The organism is Stenotrophomonas geniculata, assembly GCF_034508895.1.
Taxonomy (GTDB): domain Bacteria; phylum Pseudomonadota; class Gammaproteobacteria; order Xanthomonadales; family Xanthomonadaceae; genus Stenotrophomonas; species Stenotrophomonas geniculata.
On the sequence record NZ_CP140571.1, the window covers coordinates 2689876 to 2714522 of the forward strand.

18 protein-coding genes and 1 riboswitch are annotated in these 24647 nt (G+C 66.4%); of the genes, 6 read left to right on the top strand and 12 right to left on the bottom strand.

The window, feature by feature from the left end:
* Positions 1-37 precede the first annotated feature (37 nt).
* Positions 38-718: a TetR/AcrR family transcriptional regulator gene (locus tag RI032_RS12415; protein ID WP_019338820.1), complete on the bottom strand. Its 681-nt coding sequence runs from the start codon at positions 716-718 to the stop codon at positions 38-40.
* A gap of 117 nt (positions 719-835) precedes the next feature.
* Between RI032_RS12415 and RI032_RS12420 the strand changes: the two genes are divergently transcribed.
* The gene (locus tag RI032_RS12420; protein ID WP_010480785.1) at positions 836-1966 is read left to right on the top strand and encodes an efflux RND transporter periplasmic adaptor subunit; all 1131 of its coding nucleotides are present in this window, start codon (positions 836-838) and stop codon (positions 1964-1966) included.
* Positions 1967-1970: 4 nt separating this feature from the next.
* The gene (locus tag RI032_RS12425; protein WP_322547075.1) at positions 1971-5132 is read left to right on the top strand and encodes an efflux RND transporter permease subunit; all 3162 of its coding nucleotides are present in this window, start codon (positions 1971-1973) and stop codon (positions 5130-5132) included.
* 82 nt (positions 5133-5214) lie between these two features.
* Here RI032_RS12425 and RI032_RS12430 read toward each other — a convergent pair whose 3' ends face one another.
* Positions 5215-6120 carry a LysR family transcriptional regulator gene (locus RI032_RS12430; RefSeq protein WP_043400179.1) on the bottom strand — a complete coding sequence of 302 codons (906 nt, stop codon included), beginning with the start codon at positions 6118-6120 and terminating at the stop codon, positions 5215-5217.
* A 118-nt stretch (positions 6121-6238) separates the two neighbouring features.
* Here RI032_RS12430 and RI032_RS12435 point away from each other — a divergent pair, with 118 nt between their 5' ends.
* Positions 6239-7012: an SDR family oxidoreductase gene (locus RI032_RS12435; protein WP_057503967.1), complete on the top strand. Its 774-nt coding sequence runs from the start codon at positions 6239-6241 to the stop codon at positions 7010-7012.
* A 107-nt stretch (positions 7013-7119) separates the two neighbouring features.
* Here the strand turns inward: RI032_RS12435 and leuB are convergent, their stop codons facing one another.
* From leuB to ilvC, 9 genes are all read right to left on the bottom strand, one after another.
* Entirely contained in the window at positions 7120-8181 is a 1062-nt protein-coding gene (gene leuB, locus RI032_RS12440; protein ID WP_248853945.1) for a 3-isopropylmalate dehydrogenase, read from the bottom strand.
* On the bottom strand, positions 8171-8749 hold the full coding sequence (gene leuD / locus RI032_RS12445) for a 3-isopropylmalate dehydratase small subunit (RefSeq protein ID WP_322547076.1): 579 nt from the start codon (positions 8747-8749) through the stop codon (positions 8171-8173). The genes leuB and leuD overlap by 11 nt, the downstream gene beginning before the upstream one ends.
* The gene (gene leuC, locus RI032_RS12450; protein WP_322547077.1) at positions 8749-10167 is read right to left on the bottom strand and encodes a 3-isopropylmalate dehydratase large subunit; all 1419 of its coding nucleotides are present in this window, start codon (positions 10165-10167) and stop codon (positions 8749-8751) included. Before leuC ends, leuD begins: the two co-directional genes overlap by 1 nt.
* Positions 10168-10227: 60 nt before the next feature.
* The gene (locus RI032_RS12455) at positions 10228-11007 is read right to left on the bottom strand and encodes a class I SAM-dependent methyltransferase (protein ID WP_100446692.1); all 780 of its coding nucleotides are present in this window, start codon (positions 11005-11007) and stop codon (positions 10228-10230) included.
* A 10-nt stretch (positions 11008-11017) separates the two neighbouring features.
* Positions 11018-12604 (bottom strand): 2-isopropylmalate synthase, encoded by a 1587-nt coding sequence (locus tag RI032_RS12460; RefSeq protein WP_019338809.1) that lies wholly within the window; start codon positions 12602-12604, stop codon positions 11018-11020.
* Positions 12601-13701, bottom strand: coding sequence for a threonine dehydratase (locus RI032_RS12465; protein ID WP_322547078.1), 1101 nt, complete (start codon positions 13699-13701; stop codon positions 12601-12603). Before RI032_RS12465 ends, RI032_RS12460 begins: the two co-directional genes overlap by 4 nt.
* A gap of 96 nt (positions 13702-13797) precedes the next feature.
* Entirely contained in the window at positions 13798-14049 is a 252-nt protein-coding gene (locus RI032_RS12470) for an ACT domain-containing protein (protein ID WP_005410947.1), read from the bottom strand.
* A complete protein-coding gene (gene ilvG / locus RI032_RS12475) occupies positions 14033-15769 on the bottom strand; it encodes an acetolactate synthase 2 catalytic subunit (RefSeq protein ID WP_043400196.1) in 1737 nt (578 codons plus the stop codon). The genes RI032_RS12470 and ilvG overlap by 17 nt, the downstream gene beginning before the upstream one ends.
* A gap of 36 nt (positions 15770-15805) precedes the next feature.
* Positions 15806-16780, bottom strand: coding sequence for a ketol-acid reductoisomerase (gene ilvC, locus RI032_RS12480; RefSeq protein ID WP_010480761.1), 975 nt, complete (start codon positions 16778-16780; stop codon positions 15806-15808).
* Positions 16781-17470: 690 nt separating this feature from the next.
* Between ilvC and ggt the strand changes: the two genes are divergently transcribed.
* Entirely contained in the window at positions 17471-19189 is a 1719-nt protein-coding gene (gene ggt / locus RI032_RS12485; protein ID WP_322547079.1) for a gamma-glutamyltransferase, read from the top strand.
* 594 nt (positions 19190-19783) lie between these two features.
* On the opposite strand, the gene RI032_RS12490 is transcribed toward ggt, so the two are convergent.
* On the bottom strand, positions 19784-21361 hold the full coding sequence (locus tag RI032_RS12490) for a BCCT family transporter (protein WP_322547080.1): 1578 nt from the start codon (positions 21359-21361) through the stop codon (positions 19784-19786).
* Between the two features lie 245 nt (positions 21362-21606).
* Positions 21607-21708: riboswitch (TPP riboswitch) on the top strand.
* Between the two features lie 82 nt (positions 21709-21790).
* On the opposite strand from RI032_RS12490, the gene thiC reads away from it, so the two are divergent.
* Together thiC and RI032_RS12500 are read left to right on the top strand one after the other, a co-directional pair.
* Positions 21791-23635, top strand: a complete 1845-nt coding sequence (gene thiC, locus RI032_RS12495) for a phosphomethylpyrimidine synthase ThiC (RefSeq protein WP_010483982.1) — start codon at positions 21791-21793, stop codon at positions 23633-23635.
* Between the two features lie 93 nt (positions 23636-23728).
* Positions 23729-24400 carry an ion channel gene (locus RI032_RS12500; protein WP_010483983.1) on the top strand — a complete coding sequence of 224 codons (672 nt, stop codon included), beginning with the start codon at positions 23729-23731 and terminating at the stop codon, positions 24398-24400.
* Positions 24401-24647: the final 247 nt, after the last annotated feature.

Here is a 24647-nt window from a genome sequence, read left to right on the forward strand (position 1 = left end):
CGGAAGTCATCGCGACCTCCGGTTCGTTCAGTTTTGGTTATTCAGCCGTCCCGGCCCCTCGCGGCGCATAAGCGCGCAGGAAGAAGTCGATGCTGGCGGTCACATGGGCAAGAGGGTCGCACTCCACCGGTGACAGTGGCATGCCGCACATCATATGCATGTGCACTTCGCCCTTGACCAGGGTCAGGAACTGCTCGCCAGCCAGCGAATAGTCGGTGATGTCCAGTTCGCCGCGCTCGGCGCGTGCCCGCAGGAAGTCAGCCAGGGCCTCGCAGGTGCGCTCCGGGCCTGCCTTCCAGAACAGCTCGCGCAGGCGTTCATCGGTCTCCGGCGCCATCATCATGCGCTGGATCGAGATCGCCGCATCGGAGGTGATCAGCTCGAAGAAGGCCAGGCCGATGCCGATCAACTGGTCGCGCAGCGGGCCATCCGCGTCGGCCACGAACAGGGCATCGGGCAGCATTTCAATGCACTTGGACTGCACGGCCTCGGAAAACAGGGTTTCCTTGTCGCCGAAGTGGCTGTACACGGTCAGCTTCGAGACGCCGGCCTGGGCGGCAATGGCGTCCATGCTCACGCCGGTATAGCCCTGTTCGATGAACAGTACCTTGGCTGCTTCAAGGATCGCCGCGCGCTTGCCCAGATCCTTGGGGCGCCCGGGTCCGGCGGCCTTGGCAGCAGGCTTGGCCGACGGCTTGCGGGAAGTGGAAGAACTCATCGCAACAATACTAGACCAAGCGGTTCGATATTTATACTATACCGGCCGGTTTATTAAATTGGGCCGGCAGTCGCGGCTCCCCCTTGTTGCAACCCTGCGTTTTCAGGACGTTGACCGATGAAGATCGTGCGCTGGATGGGCGGTATGGTGTGGGTGGCTGCGCTGGCAGCCTGTTCGGGACAGGAACAGGCGCCGCAGGCGGCCGTGCCGGTACTGGTGGTTCACCCCGGCGAACAGGCCGGACAGGCGCCGGCGGCGTTCCCGGGTACGGTGCGTGCCCGCCAGGAAAGCCCGCTGTCGTTCCGCGTCGGCGGCAACCTGGTCAAGCGCCATGTCGATGCCGGGCAGCGGGTAAAGAAGGGCGACGTGCTGGCCGAGCTGGATGCAGCCGATTTCGCATTGCAGGCCCGCGCTTCGCAGGCGCAGCTGGCCGCAGCTGAAGCCGACCTGGTGCGTGCCCGCGACGACCTCAAGCGCTACCAGGTGCTGGCCGACCAGCAACTGGTCAGCCGTTCGCAGCTGGACCAGCAGTCCGCCGCCTTCAAAGCGGCGCAGGGCCAGGCCAACGCTGCCCGCGCCAACCTCGATGTGCTGCGCAACCAGGCCGACTACGCGCAGCTGCGCGCACCGGCTGACGGCGTGATCGCCAGCCGCGAGGCCGAGGCTGGGCAGGTGGTGTCCGCCGGACAGACCATCTTCAACCTGGCCGCCGATGGTGGCCGCGAAGTGCTGATCGACCTGCCCGAGGCCACCATCCGCGACTATGCGGTGGGTCAGCCGGTCGAGGTGGAGTTGTGGAACCGCCCGGGGCAGCGCCTGCCGGGCACGATCCGCGAGATTGCCGCCGCCGCCGATCCGCAGGCGCGCACCTACGCGACGCGGGTCAGCCTGGCCGCCGATGCGCTGGCCGATGTCGAGCTGGGCCAGAGCGCGCGCGTCTACAGCAGCGCCGGCCGCCACGGCACCCTGCAGCTACCGCTGGGCGCACTGCAGCGCGGTGCCAACGGTGCCGCCAGCGTGTGGGTGGTCGATCCGGCCAACAGTACGCTGAAGGCCGCAGCGGTCACCACTGGGGCGTTTGGCAGCGAGACGGTGCCGGTACTGTCCGGCGTGAACGCGGGTGACTGGGTGGTTGCTGCCGGCGGACACCTGCTGCGCGCCGGCCAGCCGGTGATCGCGGTGGATCGTCAGAACCGCCCGGTGCTGAAGCCGGCTACGCCGGCGGCTGCCGCCAAGGCCAAGGAGTAAGCCGGTGCGCCGCTTCAATCTTTCCGAGTGGGCGCTGGCCAATCGTCCGCTGGTGTTGTTTGCGATGCTCGCCTTCGCCCTCATCGGCGCATGGTCGTACAAGCATCTGGGCCAGTCCGAAGACCCGCCGTTCACCTTCAAGGCGATGGTGGTGCGCACGCTATGGCCGGGCGCCACCGCCGAGCAGGTCTCGCGGCAGGTGACCGAGCCGATCGAGAAGGCGTTGATGAACACCGGCGAGTACGAGTTCATCCGCTCGTACTCGCGCCCGGGCGAATCGCAGGTCATCTTCATGGCCCGCGACAGCCTGCGTTCCAGGCAGATTCCGGACCTCTGGTACCAGGTGCGCAAGCGCGTGGGTGACATCCGCCCGACGCTGCCGCGCGAGATCGTCGGCCCGTTCTTCAACGATGAGTTCGGCGATACCTACGGCAACATCTATGCGTTGACCGGCAAGGGCTTCGACTACGCGGTGATGCGTGACTACGCCGACCGCATCCAGCTGGAACTGCAGCGCGTGCCCGACGTCGGCAAGATCGACCTGGTCGGCCTGCAGGACGAGAAGGTGTGGATCGAGCTGTCCAATACCCGGCTGGCCACGCTGGGCGTGTCGATGCAGCAGGTGCAGCAGGCACTGGCCGACCAGAATGCGGTGACCGGCACCAGCTTCTTCGAGACCGCCACCGATCGCGTGCAGCTGCGCGTGACCGGCCAGTTCAACGACATCGAAGCGATCCGCCAGTTCCCGATCCGCGCCGGTGACCGCACCGTGCACCTGGGCGACATCGCCGAGGTCAAGCGTGGCTTCGCCGATCCCGCGTCGCCGAAGATGCGCTTCATGGGTGAAGAGGCGATTGGGCTGGCGGTGGCGATGAAGGATGGCGGTGACATCCTCAAGCTCGGCGCCAACCTCGATGCCGAGTTCGAACGCCTGCAGAAGACCCTGCCGGCCGGCATGCAGCTGCGCAAGGTGTCCGACCAGCCGCAGTCGGTGGAAGAGTCGGTCGGCGAGTTCGTGCAGGTACTGACCGAGGCGGTGGTGATCGTGCTGCTGGTCAGCTTCTTCTCGCTGGGCCTGCGCACCGGTCTGGTGGTGGGCGTGACCATCCCGCTGGTGCTGGCGATGACGTTCTTCGTCATGCACTACTTCGACATCGGCCTGCACAAGATCTCGCTGGGCGCGCTGGTGCTGGCGCTGGGCCTGCTGGTGGACGATGCGATTATCGCGGTGGAGATGATGGCCACCAAGATGGAACAGGGTTACGACCGCCTGCGCGCGGCCAGTTTTGCCTGGGAATCAACTGCGTTCCCGATGCTGACCGGTACGCTGATCACGGCGGCCGGCTTCCTGCCGATCGCTACCGCGGCATCGAGCACCGGTGAGTACACCCGCTCGCTGTTCCAGGTGGTGACCATCGCGCTGGTGGTGTCGTGGATCGCGGCGGTGCTGTTCATCCCGTACCTGGGCGACAAGATGCTGCCGGACCTGTTCAATCCGCAGCCGCCGAAGCCGGGCAGCCTGTCCGCGCGCTGGCTGGCCAGGCGCCAGCAGTGGGCCGACCGCTACCCGGCGCTGGCCAACCTGATCGCGCCGCCGCAGCACGGGCATGACCATGATCCGTACCAGCGCCGGTTCTACCGCAGTTTCCGTCGCTTCCTCGATGGCTGCCTGCGTCACCGCTGGTGGGTGATCGCCGCGACCATCGCGCTGTTCGTGTTCTCGCTGATGATGTTCCGCTTCGTGCCGCAGCAGTTCTTCCCGGATTCGACCCGGCCGGAATTGATGGTGGACATCGAGCTGGCCGAGGGCGCGTCGCTGCGCTCGACCCAGGCCCAGGCCGAGAAGCTGGAGAAGCTGCTGTCCAGCCGCGAGGGCATTGCCAACTACGTCTCCTACGTGGGCACCGGTTCGCCGCGCTTCTACCTGCCGCTGGACCAGCAGTTGCCGGCCACCAACTTCGCCCAGTTCGTGGTGCTGGCCAAGGACATCAAATCGCGCGAAAGCACCCGTGACTGGCTGCTGCACGAAGTGATTCCGAAGTTCCCGGACGTGCAGATGCGCGTGACCCGCCTGGAGAACGGCCCGCCGGTCGGCTATCCGGTGCAGATGCGTATTTCCGGCGAGCACATCGAGAAGGTGCAGGCGATCGCGCGCCAGGTCGAAGCCAAGGTGCGTGAGAACCCACACGTGATGAACGTGAACCTGGACTGGAGCGAGCCGAGCAAGGTAGTGCGGCTGGTGATCGACCAGGAGCGCGCCCGCGCGCTGGGCGTGAGCAGTGCCCAGGTCAGCCAGTTCCTGTCCAGTTCGCTGGCTGGGCAGTCGGTGAGCGTGTACCGCGAAGGCAACCGCCAGATCGAGATGCTGCTGCGTGGCCCGGCCGATGAGCGCAACCAGCTGGAGCTGCTGTCCAGCCTGTCGATGCCGACCGCCAACGGCGGCAGCATCACGCTGTCGCAGGTGGCGACGATGGAGTATGGCTTTGAGGACGGCATCATCTGGCACCGCAACCGGTTGCCGACGGTGACCGTGCGTGCCGACATCAGCGACGGCATGCAGCCGCTGGACGTGGTGCACCAGATCCTGCCGACGCTGGACGGGATCCGCGCTGAACTGCCCAGTGGCTACCTGCTGGAGACCGGCGGTACGGTGGAGGATTCGGCCCGTGGCCAGAACTCGATCAAGGCCGGCATGCCGCTGTTCCTGGTGGTGGTGGCCACGCTGCTGATGCTGCAGCTGCGCAGCTTCTCGCGTGCGGCGATGGTGCTGGTAACCGCGCCGCTGGGCATCATCGGTGCGACGTTGTTCCTGCTGCTGTTCCGCGCGCCGTTCGGCTTCGTGGCGCTGCTGGGCACGATTGCACTGGCGGGGATGATCATGCGCAACTCGGTGATCCTGATCGACCAGATCCAGCAGGATATCGATGCCGGGCATGATCGCTGGCATTCGATCATCGATGCCACGGTGCGCCGTTTCCGCCCGATCGTGCTGACCGCGCTGGCGGCGGTGCTGGCGATGATTCCGCTGTCGCGCAGTGCGTTCTATGGCTCGATGGCGATTTCGATCATGGGTGGCCTGATCGTGGGCACGGTGCTGACCCTGGTATTCCTGCCGGCGCTGTACGCGGCGTGGTTCCGGGTGAAGCCGGACGAATCCGGGGCATAACGCCCCGGGTTCTACGGCCACCGCCTCTGGTAGGTGCCAACCTTGGTTGGCACGGATGCATGCATCCACGCATGGCGTGGAGCTACTGCAGCTGCAGGCCGCTCCGCAGCACCGGCAGCAGCCATTCGATAAACACCTGTACGCGCAGCGCACGGTGGTGCCGATGCGGTTGCAACAGAGTCACCGGCAACGGCTGCGCCACATACTGCGGCATCACTTCCACCAGTTCGCCGGATTGCAGTTCCGCCTGCACGTCGTAGCGCGGAATCTGCAGCAAGCCAAGCCCGGCTACGCAGCACGCGATCGACGCCTCGGCGCTGTTCACCCGCACCCAGCCGGGCATCGGCAGCGTGCGCAGCTGGCCGCCGTCCTGCCACTCCCACGGTTCCACCCGTGCCGTGGTCGGCGACGCATAGTTCACCGCGCGGTGCTGCTGCAGGTCGGCAGGATGCTGCGGTACACCATGCTCGCGCAGGTAGGCCGGCGCGGCAACGTTGACGAAGTCGAGTTGTCCCAGTGTGCGCGCCACCAGGCTGGAGTCACCCAGCTGACCGACCCGCAGCACCGCATCGCAACCGTCTTCGATCAGGTTCACCGCGCGGTCGGTCATGCCCAGGTCGACTTCCACCTGCGGATACTGCGCGAAGAACCCGGGCAGCGCCGGAGCGATGATGCGACGGCCGATGCGACTGGGCACGTCGATCTTCAGCAAACCGACCGGTTGCGCGTCGTCCTGCCGGAACAGCGATTCAGCGTCTTCGACTTCGGCGATCAGGCGCAGGCAGCGGGCATGGAACACGTCGCCATCATGGGTGGTGGACACCCGGCGGGTCGAGCGCTGCAGCAGGCGGGTGCCGAGCCGCTGCTCCAGCTCCGCAATGGCTGCCGAGACGGTGGAGCGGGGTAGGCCGAGCTGGTCGGCGGCGCGGGTGAAGCTGGCGCACTCCACCACCCGGGTGAAGATGCGGAAGCGATCGATCCGGTCCATTGTTCGCTGGCTCTGGAAAGTTAAGTCAATGTGGCGGGCTTTATCCGCTTTTTCTGCACGATATCGTCGTCAGGGCAGGGTTGCCACCCCGGGCAGCCTCCTCCCCGAGACCGAAGCCATGACCGACCATTCCCTCAAGGGCAAGACCGTGCTGATCGCTGGTGGCGCCAAGAACCTGGGCGGCCTGATCGCCCGCGACTTCGCTGCACAGGGCGCCAAAGCCATCGTCATCCACTACAACAGCGCCGCCACCCAGGCCGATGCAGAGGCGACCGTCGCCGCCGTGCAGGCCGCCGGCAGCAAGGCGGTGGCCCTGCAGGGGGACCTGACCTCGGCGGCAGTGATGGAGCGCTTGTTCGCCGATGCCGTGGCCGCAGTCGGCCGTCCCGACATCGCCATCAATACGGTCGGCAAGGTATTGAAGAAACCGCTGCTGGACATCAGCGAAGCGGAGTACGACGAGATGAGCGCGGTCAACGCCAAGGCGGCGTTCTTCTTCCTCAAGGAAGCCGGCCGCCACGTCAACGACGGTGGTCGCATCTGCACCCTGGTCACCTCATTGCTGGGTGCCTACACGCCGTTCTATTCCAGCTACGCCGGTACCAAGGCGCCAGTCGAGCACTTCACCCGCGCGGCGTCGAAGGAGTTCGGTGAGCGCGGCATTTCGGTGACCGCGATCGGCCCTGGTCCGATGGACACGCCGTTCTTCTACCCGGCCGAGAGCGCCGATGCGCAGGCGTATCACAAGACCGCGGCGGCGCTGTCCGCATTCACCCGCACCGGCCTGACCGATATCACCGATATCGTGCCGTGGATCCGCTTCCTGGTCACCGATGGCTGGTGGATGACCGGGCAGACGATTCTGGTCAATGGTGGGTACACCACCAAGTAAGGCAGCCACGCATGGCGTGGCTGCCCGCTACCTGTAGCGTCGAGCCATGCTCGACGGCTGTTGAATGAGCCGGGCATGGCTCGGCTCTACAGGCGTTGCCCGATGGGTCAGCGCAGCTTGGCCAGCACCGCATCCGTGGCGGCGGCGGTACTCACGGCCTGGCCCTTGGCGGCCAGGTCGGCAGTGAACACCCCATCGTCCAGCACCGCATGCACGGCCGCTTCCACCGCGGCGGCTTCGGCTTCCAGGCCCAGCGAATGGCGCAGCAGCATCGCCGCGCTGAAGATCGTTGCGTACGGATTGGCGATGCCCTTGCCGGCGATGTCCGGGGCCGAACCGTGGATGGGCTCGTAGATGCCCACCGCGCCCGGCTCACCCAGCGAGGCCGACGGCAGCAGGCCCAGCGAGCCGGCCAGCATCGAGGCTTCATCGGTGAGGATGTCGCCGAACATGTTCTCGGTCACGATCACGTCGTACTCGCGCGGCTTGGCCAGCAGGTGCATGGCCATCGAATCGACCAGCTGGTGCTCCAGGGCAACGTCCGGGAACTCCTCGCGGCCGATGCGCGCGGCCACGTCACGCCACAGGCGCGAGGTTTCCAGCACGTTGGCCTTGTCCACCGAGGTGACCTTGCCGCGACGCTGCTGCGCCAGGCGGAAGGCACTGCGCAGCACGCGTTCGATCTCGGCCACGGTGTAGCGGCACAGGTCGCTGGCGCTGTCGGCGTCGCGGGTCTTGTCGCCGAAGTAGATGCCACCGGTCAGCTCGCGCACCACCACGAAGTCCACGCCCTGCAGCAGCTCGGCCTTGATCGGCGAGGCATGCAGCGCGGCTTCGTGGGTGCGCACCGGGCGCAGGTTGGCGTACAGGCCCAGCGCCTTGCGGATCGCCAGCAGGCCCTGTTCGGGGCGCACCTTGGCGTTCGGGTCGGACCACTTCGGGCCGCCAACCGCGCCCAGCAGCACGGCGTTGGCGGCCTGGCAGGCAGTCAACGTGGAGGCGGGCAGCGGTTCGCCATGACGGTCGATGGCGATGCCACCGATGTCGTGCTCGCTGAAGGTGAAGGTGTGGTTGAAGCGTCCGGCGACGGCCTTCAGGACGGCCACTGCCGCGGCGGCCACTTCCGGGCCGATGCCATCACCGGGCAGGACAACAATCTCAGCGTGCATGCTCACTCTCGTAACGTTCGATTTCAGGGACACGGCCCAACAGATACCCCAACTGGTCGACGCCTTCCAGCAGGCAGGTCTGCGAGAAGCCATCCAGCGGGAAGGAATAGACGCGGCCACCGGGCGTGTGCAGTTCGCGCGCAGCCACGTCGATGGTCAGCTCATCGTCCGGGCGCTGCATCAGCGCCTGCACGTCGGCCTCGTCCAGCACGATCGGCAGCAGGCCGTTCTTCAGCGAGTTGCCGCGGAAAATATCTGCGATCTCGCTGCTGACGATGGCACGCAGGCCCAGGTCGGTCAGTGCCCACGGCGCATGCTCGCGCGAGGAACCGCAGCCGAAGTTGCGGCCCGCCAGCAGGATGCTGCGGCCGGCGTTGTGCGGCTGGTTGAAGGCGAAGTCAGCCACCGGCGAACCGTCGGCCTGCCAGCGCCAGTCATTGAAGGCGTTGCGGCCCAGGCCGGCACGTTCGGTGGTGGACAGGAACCGCGCCGGGATGATCTGGTCGGTGTCGATGTTGGTCTGGCGCAGCACCACACTGGCCGAGATCAGGGTACGGAAACCGGCCATCACGCCACCTCCTGTGCGAACAGTTCGCGGGTATCGGCAACGTGCCCGTTCACAGCGGCCCACGCCGCGCTCATCGGCGACGCCAGCAGCGTGCGCGAACCGGGGCCCTGGCGGCCTTCGAAATTGCGGTTGCTGGTGCTTACGGCCAGCTGGCCGGGTGCGACCAGATCGCCGTTCATGGCGATGCACATCGAGCAGCCCGGCTCGCGCCACTCGGCACCGGCCGCGCGCACGATTTCGTGGATGCCTTCGGCCTCCGCCTCGCGCTTGACGATCTCCGAGCCTGGCACCACCAGCATGCGCACGCGGTCAGCGACGCGGCGGCCGCGCAGGACCTGCGCGACTTCGCGCATGTCGCTCAGGCGGCCATTGGTGCACGAACCGACAAACACCACGTCCACCGGCGTACCGGCCAGCGCCTTGCCCGCCTGGAAGTGCATGTAGTCCAGGCCCTTCTGTGCGGCGGCATCGTTGGCCGCCGGAATCGGCGCGTCCACTGCGATGGCCGTGCCCGGATGGGTGCCCCAGGTCAGGGTCGGGCGGATGTCGGCGGCGTGGATGTGCACTTCGCTGTCGAAGCGTGCGCCGTCATCGCCGCGCAGCTGCTGCCAGCGCGCCACGGCAGCGTCGAAGTCGGCGCCCTTGGGGCCGCGCGGCGTGCGGGCGACGAAGTCGAAGGTGACCTGGTCCGGCGCCACCATGCCGGCACGCGCGCCGGCTTCGATCGACATGTTGCACAGGGTCATGCGCTGTTCCATGTCCATCGCTTCGATGGTGCTGCCACGGAACTCGATGACGTGGCCGGTGCCACCGTTGACGCCGATCACGCCGATGATGTGCAGCACCACGTCCTTGGCACCGACGCCTGGCGCCAATGGGCCATCAACGGTGATGGCGAAGGTCTTGGCCTTGCGCTGCAGCAGGCACTGCGTGGCCAGCACGTGGCCGACTTCGCTGGTGCCGATGCCGAAGGCCAGCGAACCGAACGCACCATGGGTGGAGGTGTGACTGTCGCCGCAGACGATGGTCATGCCCGGCTGGGTGAAGCCCTGTTCCGGCGCGATCACGTGGACGATGCCGCGGTTGTCCGAGGCCATGTCGAACAGCTCGATGCCATGCTCGGCGCAGTTGCGCGCCAGCGTGGCGACCTGTGCCTCGGAGGCGGCGCTGGCATAGGGCAGCGTGCCGTCAGCGGCGGCCGGCAGGGTCGGCGTGGAGTGGTCCATCGTCGCCTTGGTGCGGTCCGGGCGGCGCGGCGACAAGCCGCGCTCGCGCAGCTCGGTGAACGCCTGCGGCGAGGTCACCTCGTGGATCAGGTGCAGGTCGATGTACAGCACGGCGGGCGCGCTGTCGGATTCGGGAACCACCACGTGGGCGTCCCACAGTTTGTCGTACAGGGTGCGGGGTGCGGAAGTCATGCGTATGCCTGGCAGAAGTACGAAATAGCGAACATCAGTAAAGAAAGCGGAACGGTCAAGTCAGCGACGGCGGGCGAGCACGCGCAGCCGCACGTAGTCCGCCAGCGGCTGGCCGGCGGCATTGCGCGGCAGCTCGGCCAGCAGCGCGGTGGCGGCCTCGCGCACCGTAGCGCGTGCCTCGTCTGGCAGGTCGTCCAGCAGCGGCGCGGCGAAGACGCGCAGCCAGCCGGCCACGCCGGTCGGCAATGCCGTTGGGCGCGGCGTGCACTCGATCAGCTGCACCTGGAAGCCATGCTGGCGCAGGCGGTCGGCGTAGGCATCGGCCGTCGGGAAGTACCACTGGAAGGCGCTGGCGCCATGGCCGTGCGCCACGCGTGCGGCCTGCACGGCCGCGATGATCGTGGCCACGTTGCCATGGCCGCCGAACTCGGCGACGAAGCGGCCACCGGGGCGCAGCGCGCGGCGTACGCCTTCCAGCACGCGGTCCGGGGTGCCCATCCAATGCAGTGCCGCGTTGCTGAACACTGCATCGAACTCGCTGTCGAACGACAGTGCGTGGCCGTCCATCACCTGGGCATCGACACCGCGCGCGCGGGCGGCGATCACCAGTTCCGGCGAGGCATCCACGCCGTGGATGCGTGCGCCGCTCAGGGCCAGTTCGGTGCTGAGCACGCCATCGCCACAGCCCAGGTCGAGGATGCGCTCACCGGCGCGCGGGTCGAGCAGGCGCGAGACCGCGCCGCCGAGCAGCGGGACGAAGCCGGCGTCGATCGCATAGTCCTGGGCGTTCCACTGCTGGCCAGCGGCGCTGGCCGGGGTGAAGGTGTCGAAGGCGCTCATGGCGGGTTCCTCAGGCGGTGGCAGGGGTGGGAACGTCGGTGCTGTTGTGGGCGGTGGCCTGGCGCTGGCGCAGCAGGCGGTTGGCCACATCCAGCCAGGCCAGCGCGGAGGCTTCGATGATGTCCTTGCTGGTGCCGGTGCCGTCGTACTCCACGCCTTCGTGGCGCACGCTCAGGTTGGCCTCACCGCGCGCATCGGCGCCGATGCCGACGCTGTGCACGTGGTAGCTGTCCAGCATCAGCTGCACGCCGGTGGCGGCCGACAGCGCGCCGAACAGCGCATCGACCGGGCCATCGCCCTGCGCGGTCTCGGCCACGCGGTTGCCGTCCGGGTCGGACAGTTCGACCAGCGCGTTGGCGCGGCTGCCGACATCGCTGATGGTCATCGAGGCCAGGCGGTAGCCCTGCGCGTTGGAGCCGCCCTGCATCAACGTCTGCAGGTCGGCATCGGTGACCACGCGCTGCTGTTCGCACAGGCCCTTGAACTGCTCGAACACCAGTTTCAGTTCGTCTTCGTCCAGCCAGAAGCCCAGCGCACGCAGGCGCGCTTCAACAGCGGCGCGGCCACTGTGGCGGCCCAGCACCATCTGCGAGTCCTCCCAACCCACGTCTTCCGGGCGCATGATTTCGTAGGTACCGCGATGGCGCAGCATGCCGTGCTGGTGGATGCCCGATTCGTGGGCGAACGCGTTGGCGCCGACGATGGCCTTGTTGCGCTGTACCGGCATGCCGACCAGGCGCTGCAGCAACTGCGAGGTGCCGACGATGCGCGGGGTGTTGATCGAACTGTCCTGCTCGTAGAAGGCCTGGCGTACCTTCAGCACCATCGCGATCTCTTCCAGCGAACAGTTGCCGGCGCGCTCGCCGATGCCGTTGACGGTGCACTCGACCTGGCGCGCGCCGCCTTCGATGGCGGCCAGCGAGTTGGCCACGGCCAGGCCCAGATCATTGTGGCAGTGCGCGCTGAAGATCACATTGGCAGCGTTCGGTACATCGGCGACGCCGGCGATGACCTGCTGGAACATCGCGCGGATTTCTTCCGGCGTAGTGAAGCCGACGGTGTCGGGCAGGTTGATGGTGGTGGCGCCGGCGGCAATCGCTACGCGCGAGACCTCGATCAGGTAATCCAGCTCGGTACGGGTGGCATCCTCGGCCGAGAATTCGACATCGTCGATGTAGGAACGCGCCAGCGCTACGTGCTTGCGTACCGACTCCAGGACCTGCTCGCGGGTCATCCGCAGCTTGTGCTCGCGATGCAGCGGGCTGGTCGACAGGAACACGTGCAGGCGCGGATTGGCGGCCGCTTCCAGGGCCCGTGCGGAAGTTTCGATGTCGGCCTGCAGGCAGCGCGACAGCACCGCCAGGCTCAGGCTCGGGCGGCGCAGTTCGCGGCCGATCAGCGCCATTGCCTCGCGGTCGGACTGCGAGCTGGCCGGGAAGCCGGTCTCGATGATGTCCACGCCCAGTTCGTCCAGCGCACGCGCCATCACCAACTTCTGCGGCGGGCTCATGCTGCAGCCGGGGGACTGCTCACCGTCACGCAGGGTGGTGTCGAAGATGCGGATGCGCGGGGTGGTAATTCGTTCGATGGTGGTCACAGGGAAATCTCCTCGACAGCGGGCGTTGCGGCTTGCAGGTGGGAAGGGGGAGAGGTGGGGGAGGTGGGGGAGGACGGCGCGCTGGCCCTGGCGGGCGAGCGGGGTGTTTCGCTGCGCCGTCGCCGCGGCTTGCGTGGCGGGCGCGGCCGGATGTCGGTGAGCAGGCCGGCCAGTACGCCGGCATCGATGTTGCCGCCGGACACCACCGCGCACTTGCGGCGGCCGGCGACGCGGCGGCCGGCAGCCAGCGCCAGCGCGCCGGCGCCCTCGGCGATGATGTGTTCTTCCAGCGCCAGCCGCACCAGGGTTTCGCGCAGCTCGGCTTCGCGCACGATCACCACGTCGTCCAGCAGCGATGTGCACAGGCGGCGGGTCAGGAAGCCGGGGATCTTCACCCGCACGCCATCGGCCAGCGAGGCGACGGGGGCAATCTCACGGACATCGCCACGGATCGCGCGCGCCATCGAGTCAACGCCTTCTACCTGTGCACCAACCACGCGCACGCCCTGTGATTTCAGCGCCAGGGCCACGCCGGAGGCCAGTCCACCGCCGCCGATCGGCACGATCACCACGTCAGGGGCATGCGCGGCCAGTTCGATGCCGACCGTGCCCTGGCCGGCGATCACGTCGGCATCATCGAACGCGGACAGGAAGCGGTAGCCGTGGCGCCGCGCCAGTTCGACCGCGAAGGCGTAGGCCTCGTCGTAGCTGTTGCCGTGCTGGCGCACGGTGGCGCCCCAATGGGCGACGCCGGCGATCTTGGTCGCCGGCGCGCCATGCGGCATCACCGTGATGGCCGGTACGTCCAGACGGTAGGCGGCCCAGGCCACGCCTTGGGCGTGGTTGCCGGCCGAGGCGCAGATCACCGGACGGGTGTCGCCGCGTTCGCGGCCGGCCAGCAGCGCATTCAATGCGCCGCGCACCTTGTAGGAACCGGTGCGCTGCAGGTTCTCCAGCTTCAGCCAGGTGCCGAAGCGCTCGGCATGGTGCAGCGGGGTGGGCGGCAGGAAGCGGCGCAGGCGGGCCTGCGCGGCCAGAACGTCGGCAACGCTTACGTCGCCGACATCGCTTTCCTGGCTGGCATCAGCGGCCGGCATGGGCCACCAGCGCGGTGCCGAAGACCGCCGCGTGCGGGCACGGGCGACGAAGAAGACGCCTCCGTACCGGCACCGTGGTCGCTACGGTACGGGTGTTCATGGCGATACTCCTTCCACGGCGGTGACCTGTACGGACACGCAGTCGTAGATCTTCTCGATCTGCCGGCACAGCGTTTCCGCCGGGCGCTGGCCATCCACCACCAGCTGCAGGTGCCAGCGGCCATCGTCGGCGGCCACCGGCGCACCGCTGATCGCACGCGGCGCGAAGCCGCGACGCTCGGCCATGCCGATCACGCGCAGCAGCGCGCCTTCGGCCGGGTGCAGCACCAGGTCAAGCCGGTATTGCATTGGGGGTCTCCTGGCGGGCATGGGCGGGGTTGCTTTCCAGCATCGTGCTGTTGGCGGTGTTCGGCGGCACCAGCGGCCACACGTTGGCGCGTGCATCGATGGCCACGTGCAGCAGTGCCGGGCCCGGTTCGGCCAGCAGCGCGGCCAGGCCGCCTTCCACGTCGTCGCGGTTGTCGACGCGGGTGGCGGCGATGCCGAACACCTGCGCCAATGCCACGAAGTCCGGGTTGTCGGACAGGTCGATCTCGCTGTAACGCTCGGCGAAGAACAGCTCCTGCCACTGCCGCACCATGCCCAGCGAACTGTTGTCCAGCAGCACGATCTTCACCGGCAGGCGGCAGCGGGCGATGGTCGCCAGCTCCTGCACGTTCATCATGAAGCTGCCATCGCCGGACACCAGCACCACGGTGCGGTCGGGGCAGGCGAACTGCGCGCCCATCGCCGCCGGCAGGCCGAAGCCCATGGTGCCCAGCGCGCCGCTGGTCAGGTGGTTGCGCGGGTGGTTGAAGCGGCAGTGCTGGGCCACCCACATCTGGTGCTGGCCGACATCGCAGGCGATCACCGCATCGGCCGGGGCCAGCTCGCTCAGGCGCTTCAGCAACGCCGGCGCGTAGATGTGCTGGCCGGGTGCATCGTAGCGGGCAGCGAAGCGATCGCGGTGCTGCGCGCAACGCTTGCGCCATGCATCCTGGTGGGCCCTGGGGGAGGGGAAGGCCGCACGCAGGGCACGGATGGCATGGCCGACATTGCCAGGCACGGCGACGTCGGCGCTGCGCAGCTTGGAGATCTCGTAAGCGTCCGCATCGATGTGGACGACGCGGGCGAATGGCGCGAACTCGGCCAGCTTGCCGGTGGCGCGGTCATCGAAGCGCGCCCCCAGCACCAGCAGCAGGTCGCTTTCCTGCACGGCCATGTTGGCCGCGCGGGTGCCATGCATGCCCAGCATGCCCAGCGACTGCGGATGGCTGGCCGGCAGCGCACCCAGGCCACGCAGGGTCATCACCGTGGGGATGGCGCTGGCCTCGACGAAGTCGCGCAGGTCCTGCACCGCATCACCCAGCGCGATGCCGCCACCGGCGTAGACCACCGGCTTCTCGGCCGCCGCCAGTGCGGCGATCGCCTCGGCGATGGCGGCCTCGGCCGGCGCCGGCGGCGGTTCGACGCTGCTGGGCACATGCACCGGCAGATGGCTGGCATCGGCCAGCTGCACATCCTTGGGCAGGTCGATCAGCACCGGGCCGGGACGGCCCTCGCGGGCGATGCGGAAGGCATCGGCCACCACGCGCGGCAGATCATCGACGCTGCGCACCAGCCAGCTGTGCTTGACGATCGGCATCGTCAGGCCGAACACATCCAGTTCCTGGAAGGCGTCGGTGCCCAGCAGCGGCGTGCCGACCTGGCCGGTGATGCAGACCATCGGCACCGAATCCAGCATCGCGTCGGCAATGCCGGTGACCAGATTCGAGGCGCCGGGGCCGGAGGTGGCCACGCAGACGCCGACCTGGCCGCTGGCGCGGGCGAAGCCATTGGCCGCCAGCGCTGCACCCTGCTCGTGGCGCACCAGGATGTGCTTCAGCGACGAATCCACCAGCGCGTCGTAGAACGGCATGATGGTGCCGCCGGGATAGCCGAACAGCGTGCGGACGCCCTCGGCCTCCAGCGCCTGGGTCAGCCAGCGCGCGCCGTTGGGCGGCGCGCTGCGGTGTGTGGGAGAGTTCATGGGGGACCTTGCAGAGCGGGTGGGGGTGCCGCGTTGTTACGCGGCTTGACCTTGCAACCAGACCATCTTGGCGCGCAGTTCCTTGCCTACCTTCTCGATCGGGTGTTCCAGGTCGGCCTGCTTGAACTTGTTGTAGTTCGGCAGGCCCGCTTCGTACTCGGCCACCCAGTTCTTGGTGAAGGTACCGTCCTGGATGTCCTTCAGCACTTCCTTCATGCGTGCCTTGGTGCCGGCATCGATCACGCGCGGGCCGCTGACGTAGTCGCCGTACTGCGCGGTTTCGGAGATGAATTCCAGCATGCGCGAGATGCCACCTTCGTAGAACAGGTCCACGATCAGCTTCAGTTCGTGCAGTACTTCGTAATAGGCGATCTCCGGCTGGTAGCCGGCTTCGACCAGGGTCTCGAAACCGGCCTGCACCAGCGCCGAGGCGCCGCCACACAGCACCGCCTGCTCACCGAACAGATCGGTCTCGGTTTCTTCCTTGAAAGTGGTCTGGATCAGGTTGGCGCGGGCGCCGCCGAGGCCGGCTGCATAGGCCAGGGCGTACTCAGCCGCCTTGCCGCTCTTGTCCTGGTAGACCGCCCAGATGCACGGCACGCCACGGCCGATTTCATACTCGCGGCGGACCAGCGCGCCCGGGCCCTTCGGTGCGACCAGTACCACGTCGAGATCGTCACGCGGCTTGATCATGTCGAAATGAACGTTCAGGCCGTGCGCGAACAACAGCACCGCACCCTGCTTCATGTTCGGCGCCAGCACGTCGTCGTACAGCTTCTTCTGCACCATGTCCGGGGTCAGCACGGCAACCAGGTCGGCATCCTTCACTGCATCGGCCGGGGCCTTGACGGTGAAGCCATCGGCCTGTGCCTTGACCTCGGTCGGGCCGCCCGGACGCAGGCCTACCACCACGTCGAAGCCGGATTCGCGCAGGTTCAGTGCGTGGGCGCGGCCCTGGCTGCCGTAGCCGATGACGGCGATCTTGGTCTGGGGCAGGTCGTTGGTGCTCATGGGGGAGGTTCCTTGCGGTGGGAAGAAAAAAGAACGGCCGGTCGTCGAAGGTGACGTGCCGGCCGGTCAGGGGAAAGCGGTGGAGGAGGCGCCATGCATCGCACAGGCACAGCCGCTACGAGGCGTCGTGGCGGTGCTGGTCCAGGTTTTGAAGTTGGCGTTGTTCATGGTGGTTGCGTCTGAAACCAGGTCCTGAAATGAAAAAACCCGCACCTGGGCGGGTGCGGGTTTTGATGAGTTCCGGTGTGTTTGTTGCTTACACGCTGGCTCGTCCCGCACCTGTTGGCTGGGTAATAAGTACGAGCACAAGAATCGAACGCAGCGAGGCGGCGCCGATGTCGGCGGCTTCGATGTGGGGTCGCGGTGGCGTGTTGTGATGCAACATGTGATCGAGAGAAACACAGCCATTTCGGCGCTGTCAACCCTCGCGACGGATTTTCTATCGGTTTCCGGCGCATCCAGCGCAATCGCTTGCGGCACAAGGATGGTTGCCGCTGAAAGTGTTTCGATGAACCCGAATTCACTCCTTTCAGAGCGGTTTCTGCGCGGAATCCGGGCTGTTTTCGCCTTGGTGGGTGCGGGCCTGGGTCCGCACCCACCGAAAGACCATCGCCCATGACCTCTGCCCGATACCGCGTGAAGGCCGCAGCGGCGAAGATCGGAGCACCACCCTTCCATCGGAACCCGACCGTGTCCCGACGCCTTGCCCGTTCCCTGCTCGCCACCGCCGTGCTCGCCGCCATGCCTGCACTGTCCTTCGCCGCCGACCGCATTACCGGCCAGACCTTCGCCACCCGTTCGGAGGTGATCGCCCCGCACGCGATGGCCGCCACGTCGCAGCCGCTGGCCACCCAGATCGCGCTGGACGTGATGAAGGGCGGCGGTTCGGCAGTGGACGCTGTGATTGCCGCCAACGCCGCGCTCGGCCTGATGGAGCCCACCGGCAACGGCATCGGCGGCGACCTGTTCGCCATCGTCTGGGACCCGAAGACGCAGAAGCTCTATGGCTACAACGGCTCGGGCCGCTCGCCGAAATCGCTCACCCTGGCCGAGTTCCAGCGCCGTGGCCTGAAGGACATTCCGGCCACCGGCCCGCTGCCGGTGTCGGTGCCCGGCGCGGTCGATGGCTGGTTCGCGCTGCACGAACGCTTCGGCCGCAAGCCGATGGCCGACAACCTCGCGCCGGCCATCCGCTATGCCCGCGAAGGGCACCCGGTGGCCGAAGTGATCGCGTACTACTGGGACCGCTCGGTGCCGAAGTTGTCGCAGTACCCGGGCTTCAAGGAGCAGTTCACGATCAACGGCCATGCCCCGCGCAAGGGCGAGATGTGGAAGAACCCGAACCTGGCCAGCACCCTGCAGAAGATCGCCGACGGCGGCCGCGACGCCTTCTACAAAGGTGACATCGCCCGCACGATCGGTGATTACTTCAAGGCCAACGGTGGCTACCTGAGTTACCAGGATATGGCCGACCACCATGGTGAATGGGTCGAGCCGGTCAGCAGCAACTACCGTGGCTACGACGTGTGGGAGCTGCCGCCGAACAGCCAGGGCATCGCTGCGCTGCAGATACTCAACGTGCTGGAAGGCTACGACTTCTCGAAGATCCCGTTCGGTTCACCGGAGCATGTGCACCTGTTCGTTGAAGCGAAGAAGCTGGCCTTCGCCGACCGTGCACGCTTCTACGCCGACATGGCATTCCAGCCGGCACCGGTGCAGAAGCTGATCTCCAAGGAGTACGCCGCGCAGCGCCGCGCGCTGATCTCGATGGACAAGGCGTTGAAGGAAGTGCAGCCGGGCACGCCGAAGCAGCTGGAGGAGGGCGACACGATCTACATGACCGTGGCCGATGCCGACGGCATGATGGTGTCGCTGATCCAGTCCAACTACCGCGGCATGGGCAGTGGCATGGCGCCGCCGGGGCTAGGCTTCATCCTGCAGGACCGTGGCGAGATGTTCGTGTTGCAGAAGAATCATCCCAACGGTTATGCGCCGGGCAAGCGCCCGTTCCAGACCATCATTCCGGCCTTCATCACCAAGGGTGGCAAGCCGTACGCCAGCTTCGGCGTGATGGGCGGCGCGATGCAGCCGCAGGGCCACGCGCAGATCGTGATGAACCTGGTGGACTTCGGGATGAACCTGCAGGAAGCCGGCGATGCGCCGCGCATCCAGCACGACGGTTCAACGGAACCGACCGGGCAGGCCACGGCGATGACCGACGGCGGCGAAGTGAATCTGGAAACCGGCTTCCCGTATGAAACGGTGCGCGCGCTGATGCGCAAGGGACATCGCATCGTGTTCGCCGACGGCCCGTATGGCGGTTACCAGGCGATCATGCGTGATCCCGAGACCGGGGTGTATTACGGCGCGTCGGAGAGCCGCAAGGATGGGCAGGCGGCGGGGTATTGAGGTTTCCCGGCCACCGGGCTGAGCCCCCTCTGCGGTGATGGCAGTGATACGGGGCTTGGCCAGGCGGGTGGATTGTCTGGGGGCCGCTGCAAGTACGTCCATGCAAGCTCGATCGCCGCTTGCTCGTGTGCACTGTCCTGCGCACACGGCAAGACCGGGGTTGGGCATCCGGCCCAATCCGCCCGAGGCATGCCTCGGGCCCATGCGGCTCACGCCCCCAGCCAACCCACCCGCCCGGCCACGGACAGTTTCCTGCGGCCGCCACCGCAGGAAGAGAAAGAAGAAGATCAAGAGCAAAGGCAACAGCAACAGCCGCGCGCTGTGGGTTGGGGTCGGATCCGTTTTCCGATACACCTGATCCACGCGTGGCGTGGATCTACTGACGTCACCGGGAAATTGTCGGAGGCGGGGAGGGGGCCGATGGCGGGACCGTCCACGGCATGGATGCCGTGGCCGAGCCTACAAGGACGTACTTGCGGCGTGTCCCGCCATCGGCCCCCTCCCCGCCAAACCAGCAGAAATCCAGAGCCGCTTTTGAAGTTGCTGTTGCCGTTGCTTGAGAAAAGCGGTGCAGCCGCAGGCTGCAAAACCCCCTCAATCCTGATCGTGCGCGCGCGCTGCCTCCGCCTGGGTCTCCTCCTGCGCCGCCATCTCGCGTGCGATCCACGCATCGATCATGTGCCTCTGGCGCTGCGCCTGCCGCCGCTCCCGCGTGTACTCCTGGTCCAGCACCCGGTACAGCGACACCATCACAAGAAGCATCAGCAGCGCGAACGGCAGCGCTGCGATGGTGATCATGCCCTGCAGCGCCTCCAGTCCGCCTGCCAACAGCAAGGAACCCGCCACCAGCGCAATGCCGACACCCCACGACACTTTGTGCTTGCGCAATGGCTCGCCAGCGTCGTCCGTGGACATGCTGGCCAGTACCAGTACCGCAGAATCAGCCGAGGTCACGAAGAAGATCATCAGCAGCACCAACGCGATGCTCGACAGAAGAAGAGGCAACGGAAGGCTGTCGAACATGGTGAACAGCACTGTCTCGTAGCCGTTGCCCAGCGCCTGCAGCAGGTCGGCCTGGCCGAAGATCTGCATCCAGATGGCGGTGCCGCCGAACACCGAGAACCAGAAGAAGCCCAGCAGCGTCGGCGCCAACACCACGCCGATCACGAACTCCCGAACACTGCGGCCTCGCGAGATGCGCGCGATGAACGAGCCCACGAACGGTGCCCAGGAAATCCACCAGGCCCAGTAGAAGATCGTCCAGTCGGCCACCCAGGTGCTGGACGAGAACGGCGACATGCGCAGGCTCATCGTCACCAGCTGATTGAGATAGGAGCCCAGCGTGGTGGTGAAGGTATTGAAGATCGCGCCAGTCGGGCCGAGCACCAGCACCAGTGCCAACAGCAGCGCCGCCAGTGCAAGGTTGAAGTTGGACAGCCATTTCATGCCGCGGCCGACGCCACTGAGCGTGGACGCCATGTACAGAACGAAGGCCATCGCAATGATCGTCAACTGCAGCGGAACGCCCGCCTGCACGCCGAATACGCGTTCCACGCCGGCTGCGATCTGCACCGTGCCGAAGCCCAGTGCTGTAGCCACGCCAATCGCAGTGGCAACGACCGCGGAGATGTTGACCACACGCCCGATCCAGCCACGATGGTGACGGCCGATGATCGGTTGCAGCATGTCACTGACCTGGCCACGGCCGTTGCGGTTGAACTGGAACCAAGCCATTGCCAGGCCGATCAACGCATAGATGGCCCACGGGTGCAGGCCCCAATGGAAGAATACGTAGCGCATGGCAGCACGCGCAGCGTCCATGCTTTCAGGTGCCAGCCCTTCCGGTGGTTTGCTGAAATGCGAAATGGGCTCGGCGGCGCCCCAGAACACCAGGCCGATGCCCATGCCGGCGGCGAACAGCATCGACATCCAGCTGGCCCGCGAAAATTCCGGTTCGGCGTCTTCGCCACCGATGCGCAGGTTGCCGAAGCGGCCGAAGGCCAGGTACATCAGGAATACCAGGGCGAGGAACACGACCAGCAGGTAGAGCCAGCCGATGCCGCGGATGAGTTCGCCGAGGATGCTCTGCACCACGGTATTGAAGGGACCGGGTGCAACACCGGCGAGCAGCACCAGCAGCAGAACCAGTGCAATGGAAACGCGAAACACCATGAAGGGGCTTCTCCGATCAAGGGATTGAGGGGAGCGAGCAGAGCTTGCTGCGAGGGGCCGGCGACATGAAGCACAGACCGGGCAGGGGCCGCGAAGGCGGCGAGGAAACACCGGCCGCAGCGGCACGATGCGCGTGCACGTTACTGAATGCGATGTCACGGTTCTGTTAATACAGAAACAGCGGATCCACGCCGTGCGTGGATGGAACAGCCAGGAGCTGCGGTGCGTTCTATGGTCTAATGCGGACCAAGAAGCGGGGGTACCGCGGCCATGTGGCCACGGTTGAGACAGTCCCTTGGAACCTGATCCGGCTCATACCGGCGTAGGGAAGCTTTGCAGTGCAGCCATGCCCGGACTCCGCCCAAGGACCGTCCGGGAGCGGCAGCAGTGCGCCGCCGCTTCGTCCCTGACCTTCCTGGACGATGCCCGATGAACGCACAGCTCTCCGCCCTGCAGCAACAGGCCCAGCAACTCTCCGAATCCGTGACCCGGCCCATTCCCGGCTCGCGCAAGATCCACGTGCCCGGCTCACGTCCGGATCTGCAGGTACCGATGCGCGAGATCGCGTTGACCCGCACGCCGACGTTGTTCGGCGGCGAAGAGAACGCACCGGTCACGGTCTACGACACGTCCGGTCCGTACACCGATCCGGAGGTGCGCATCGATCTGTCGGCCGGTTTGCCGGAACTGCGCCGCGGCTGGGTGGAAGAGCGCGGTGATACCGAGCAGCTCGAAGGACTGAGTTCTTCGTTCGGCCGCGATCGCGAGCAGGACCCGAAGCTCGATGCGGTGCGATTTCCCGCGCGCAGCCTGCCACGCCGTGCGCGTGCAGGTGCCAACGTCACCCAGATGCACTACGCGCGCCGTGGCATCATCACGCCGGAGATGGAGTTCGTCGCCATCCGCGAGAACCAGCGCCTGGACGCGATCCGCGATGCCGGCCTGCTGCAGCAGCACCCGGGCGAGGCATTTGGCGCCTCGATCCAGAAGATCATCACACCGGAGTTCGTGCGCGATGAGATCGCACGCGGCCGCGCGGTGCTGCCCAACAACATCAACCACCCTGAAAGCGAGCCGATGATCATCGGCCGCAACTTCCTGACCAAGATCAACGCCAACATCGGCAACAGCGCGGTGTCCTCGGGCATTGCCGAGGAAGTGGAGAAACTGGTGTGGGCGATCCGCTGGGGCGGTGACACGGTGATGGACCTGTCCACCGGCAAGCACATCCATGAGACCCGCGAGTGGATCATCCGCAACTCGCCGGTGGCGATCGGTACCGTGCCGATCTACCAGGCGCTGGAGAAGGTCGACGGCCGTGCCGAAGCACTTACCTGGGAGATCTTCCGTGACACGCTGATCGAGCAGGCCGAGCAGGGCGTGGACTACTTCACCATCCACGCTGGCGTGCTGCTGCGCTACGTGCCACTCACCGCCAAGCGCGTGACCGGCATTGTCAGCCGTGGTGGCTCGATCATGGCCAAGTGGTGCCTGGCGCACCACAAGGAGAATTTCCTCTACACGCATTTCGAAGACATCTGCGAGATCATGAAGGCCTATGACGTGACCTTCTCGCTGGGTGACGGCCTGCGCCCGGGCTGCATCGCCGATGCCAACGACGCCGCGCAGTTCGGTGAGCTGGAAACGCTGGGTGAGCTGACGAAGATCGCCTGGAAGCATGATGTGCAGACCATGATCGAAGGCCCCGGCCATGTGCCGATGCAGCTGATCAAGGAGAACATGGACAAGCAGCTGCGCGAGTGCGGCGAGGCGCCGTTCTATACGCTGGGCCCGCTGACCACCGACATCGCGCCGGGCTACGACCACATCACCAGCGCGATCGGTGCGGCGATGATCGGCTGGTTTGGTACCGCCATGCTCTGCTACGTGACGCCGAAGGAACACCTCGGCCTGCCCAATCGCCAGGACGTGCGTGACGGCATCATGGCCTATCGCATCGCCGCGCATGCGGCCGACCTGGCCAAGGGCCATCCGGGCGCGCAGGTGCGCGACAACGCGCTGAGCAAGGCGCGCTTCGAGTTCCGCTGGGAAGACCAGTTCCATCTTGGCCTGGATCCGGAGAAGGCCAAGGAATTCCATGACGAGACGCTGCCGAAGGATGCGCACAAGCTGGCGCACTTCTGCTCGATGTGCGGTCCGCACTTCTGTTCGATGAAGATCACCCAGGACGTGCGCGACTACGCCGAGGCCGGCATGAAGGAGAAGTCGGCGGAGTTCCGCGCGGCCGGTGCCGAGGTCTACCGCCAGGGGTGATGCGGAAGCGGGGGTGCCGGCCAGCGGCCGGCGCTACCGCTCATCACACCGCTCCCGGCTATCCTCGGCCCACCACCCTGGGGAAAGGACGCCATGCCCGTTGCCATCACCACCCGCTGGCTGGCCATTGCCCGCCGTCATCCTTCGGCCTGGCTGCTGGGAGCCCAGTTGATCGCCGTGCTGCTGTACCCCGCGCTGGATGACACCGCTGCGGGCCGCGCGGCGCTGGGCATGTTCGGCATGGCGGTACTGGGCCTGGCGCTGTGGGTGGTCCAGCGCAGCCCGCTGGGCACCTGGCTGGCGCTGCTGCTGGCCATTCCTTCGGTGGTGTTCTCGCTGGCCGGTGCATTGCTGGATCGCAGTGCGCTGCTGACCACCGCGCAGCTGCTGGAAAGCCTGCTGTACTTCTATACGGCCGGTGCACTCATCGCCTACATGCTCCAGGACCATAAAGTCACCCGCGATGAACTGTTCGCGGCAGGTGCGACATTCACGTTGCTGGCCTGGGCCTTCGCATTTGCTTTCGCCGTGTGCCAGCAGTGGTATCCGGGCAGTTTCCAGGGCACCGGTGGTGGTGCACAGCGCACCTGGATGGAACTGCTTTATCTGAGCTTCAGTTTGCTCTCGGGTGTCGGTTTGAGCGACGTCGTTCCACTGCATCCGCAGGCGCGTGCATTGGTCATGCTGGAGCAGTTTTCAGGCGTGATGTACGTGGCTTTGGTGGTTTCGCGACTGGTCGGATTGACCATGCTGCGGCGCATGTGAAAATGAACGCCAGATAAAAATTTCGCGCCCCGCAGGGCGCGAATGGTGCAGCAAATTATGTGAATGCGTCGGCGAGAGAGAGCCTGGATGTCGACCACGCGATAGGCGAGGTAACCCGCATAGGCTAGTATTCGCCCGCTTCATTGTTTTTGCGGTATGCGCCGATGCTTTGTGCGGAGTCTGGCTTTTTGCTGTTCCCAGGACGGGAGGGTATCGAAGGCAAACGCTGCCCCGGACCTGTCTCTAC

Coding starts and splice junctions, on each gene's coding strand:
- RI032_RS12415 (WP_019338820.1), bottom strand. CDS start 718: ATGAGTTCTTCCACTTCCCGCAAGCCGTCGGCCAAGCCTGCTGCCAAG.
- RI032_RS12420 (WP_010480785.1), top strand. CDS start 836: ATGAAGATCGTGCGCTGGATGGGCGGTATGGTGTGGGTGGCTGCGCTG.
- RI032_RS12430 (WP_043400179.1), bottom strand. CDS start 6,120: ATGGACCGGATCGATCGCTTCCGCATCTTCACCCGGGTGGTGGAGTGC.
- RI032_RS12435 (WP_057503967.1), top strand. CDS start 6,239: ATGACCGACCATTCCCTCAAGGGCAAGACCGTGCTGATCGCTGGTGGC.
- leuB (WP_248853945.1), bottom strand. CDS start 8,181: ATGCACGCTGAGATTGTTGTCCTGCCCGGTGATGGCATCGGCCCGGAA.
- leuD (WP_322547076.1), bottom strand. CDS start 8,749: ATGGCCGGTTTCCGTACCCTGATCTCGGCCAGTGTGGTGCTGCGCCAG.
- leuC (WP_322547077.1), bottom strand. CDS start 10,167: ATGACTTCCGCACCCCGCACCCTGTACGACAAACTGTGGGACGCCCAC.
- RI032_RS12455 (WP_100446692.1), bottom strand. CDS start 11,007: ATGAGCGCCTTCGACACCTTCACCCCGGCCAGCGCCGCTGGCCAGCAG.
- RI032_RS12465 (WP_322547078.1), bottom strand. CDS start 13,701: ATGCCGGCCGCTGATGCCAGCCAGGAAAGCGATGTCGGCGACGTAAGC.
- RI032_RS12470 (WP_005410947.1), bottom strand. CDS start 14,049: ATGCAATACCGGCTTGACCTGGTGCTGCACCCGGCCGAAGGCGCGCTG.
- ilvG (WP_043400196.1), bottom strand. CDS start 15,769: ATGAACTCTCCCACACACCGCAGCGCGCCGCCCAACGGCGCGCGCTGG.
- ilvC (WP_010480761.1), bottom strand. CDS start 16,780: ATGAGCACCAACGACCTGCCCCAGACCAAGATCGCCGTCATCGGCTAC.
- RI032_RS12490 (WP_322547080.1), bottom strand. CDS start 21,361: ATGGTGTTTCGCGTTTCCATTGCACTGGTTCTGCTGCTGGTGCTGCTC.
- thiC (WP_010483982.1), top strand. CDS start 21,791: ATGAACGCACAGCTCTCCGCCCTGCAGCAACAGGCCCAGCAACTCTCC.
- RI032_RS12500 (WP_010483983.1), top strand. CDS start 23,729: ATGCCCGTTGCCATCACCACCCGCTGGCTGGCCATTGCCCGCCGTCAT.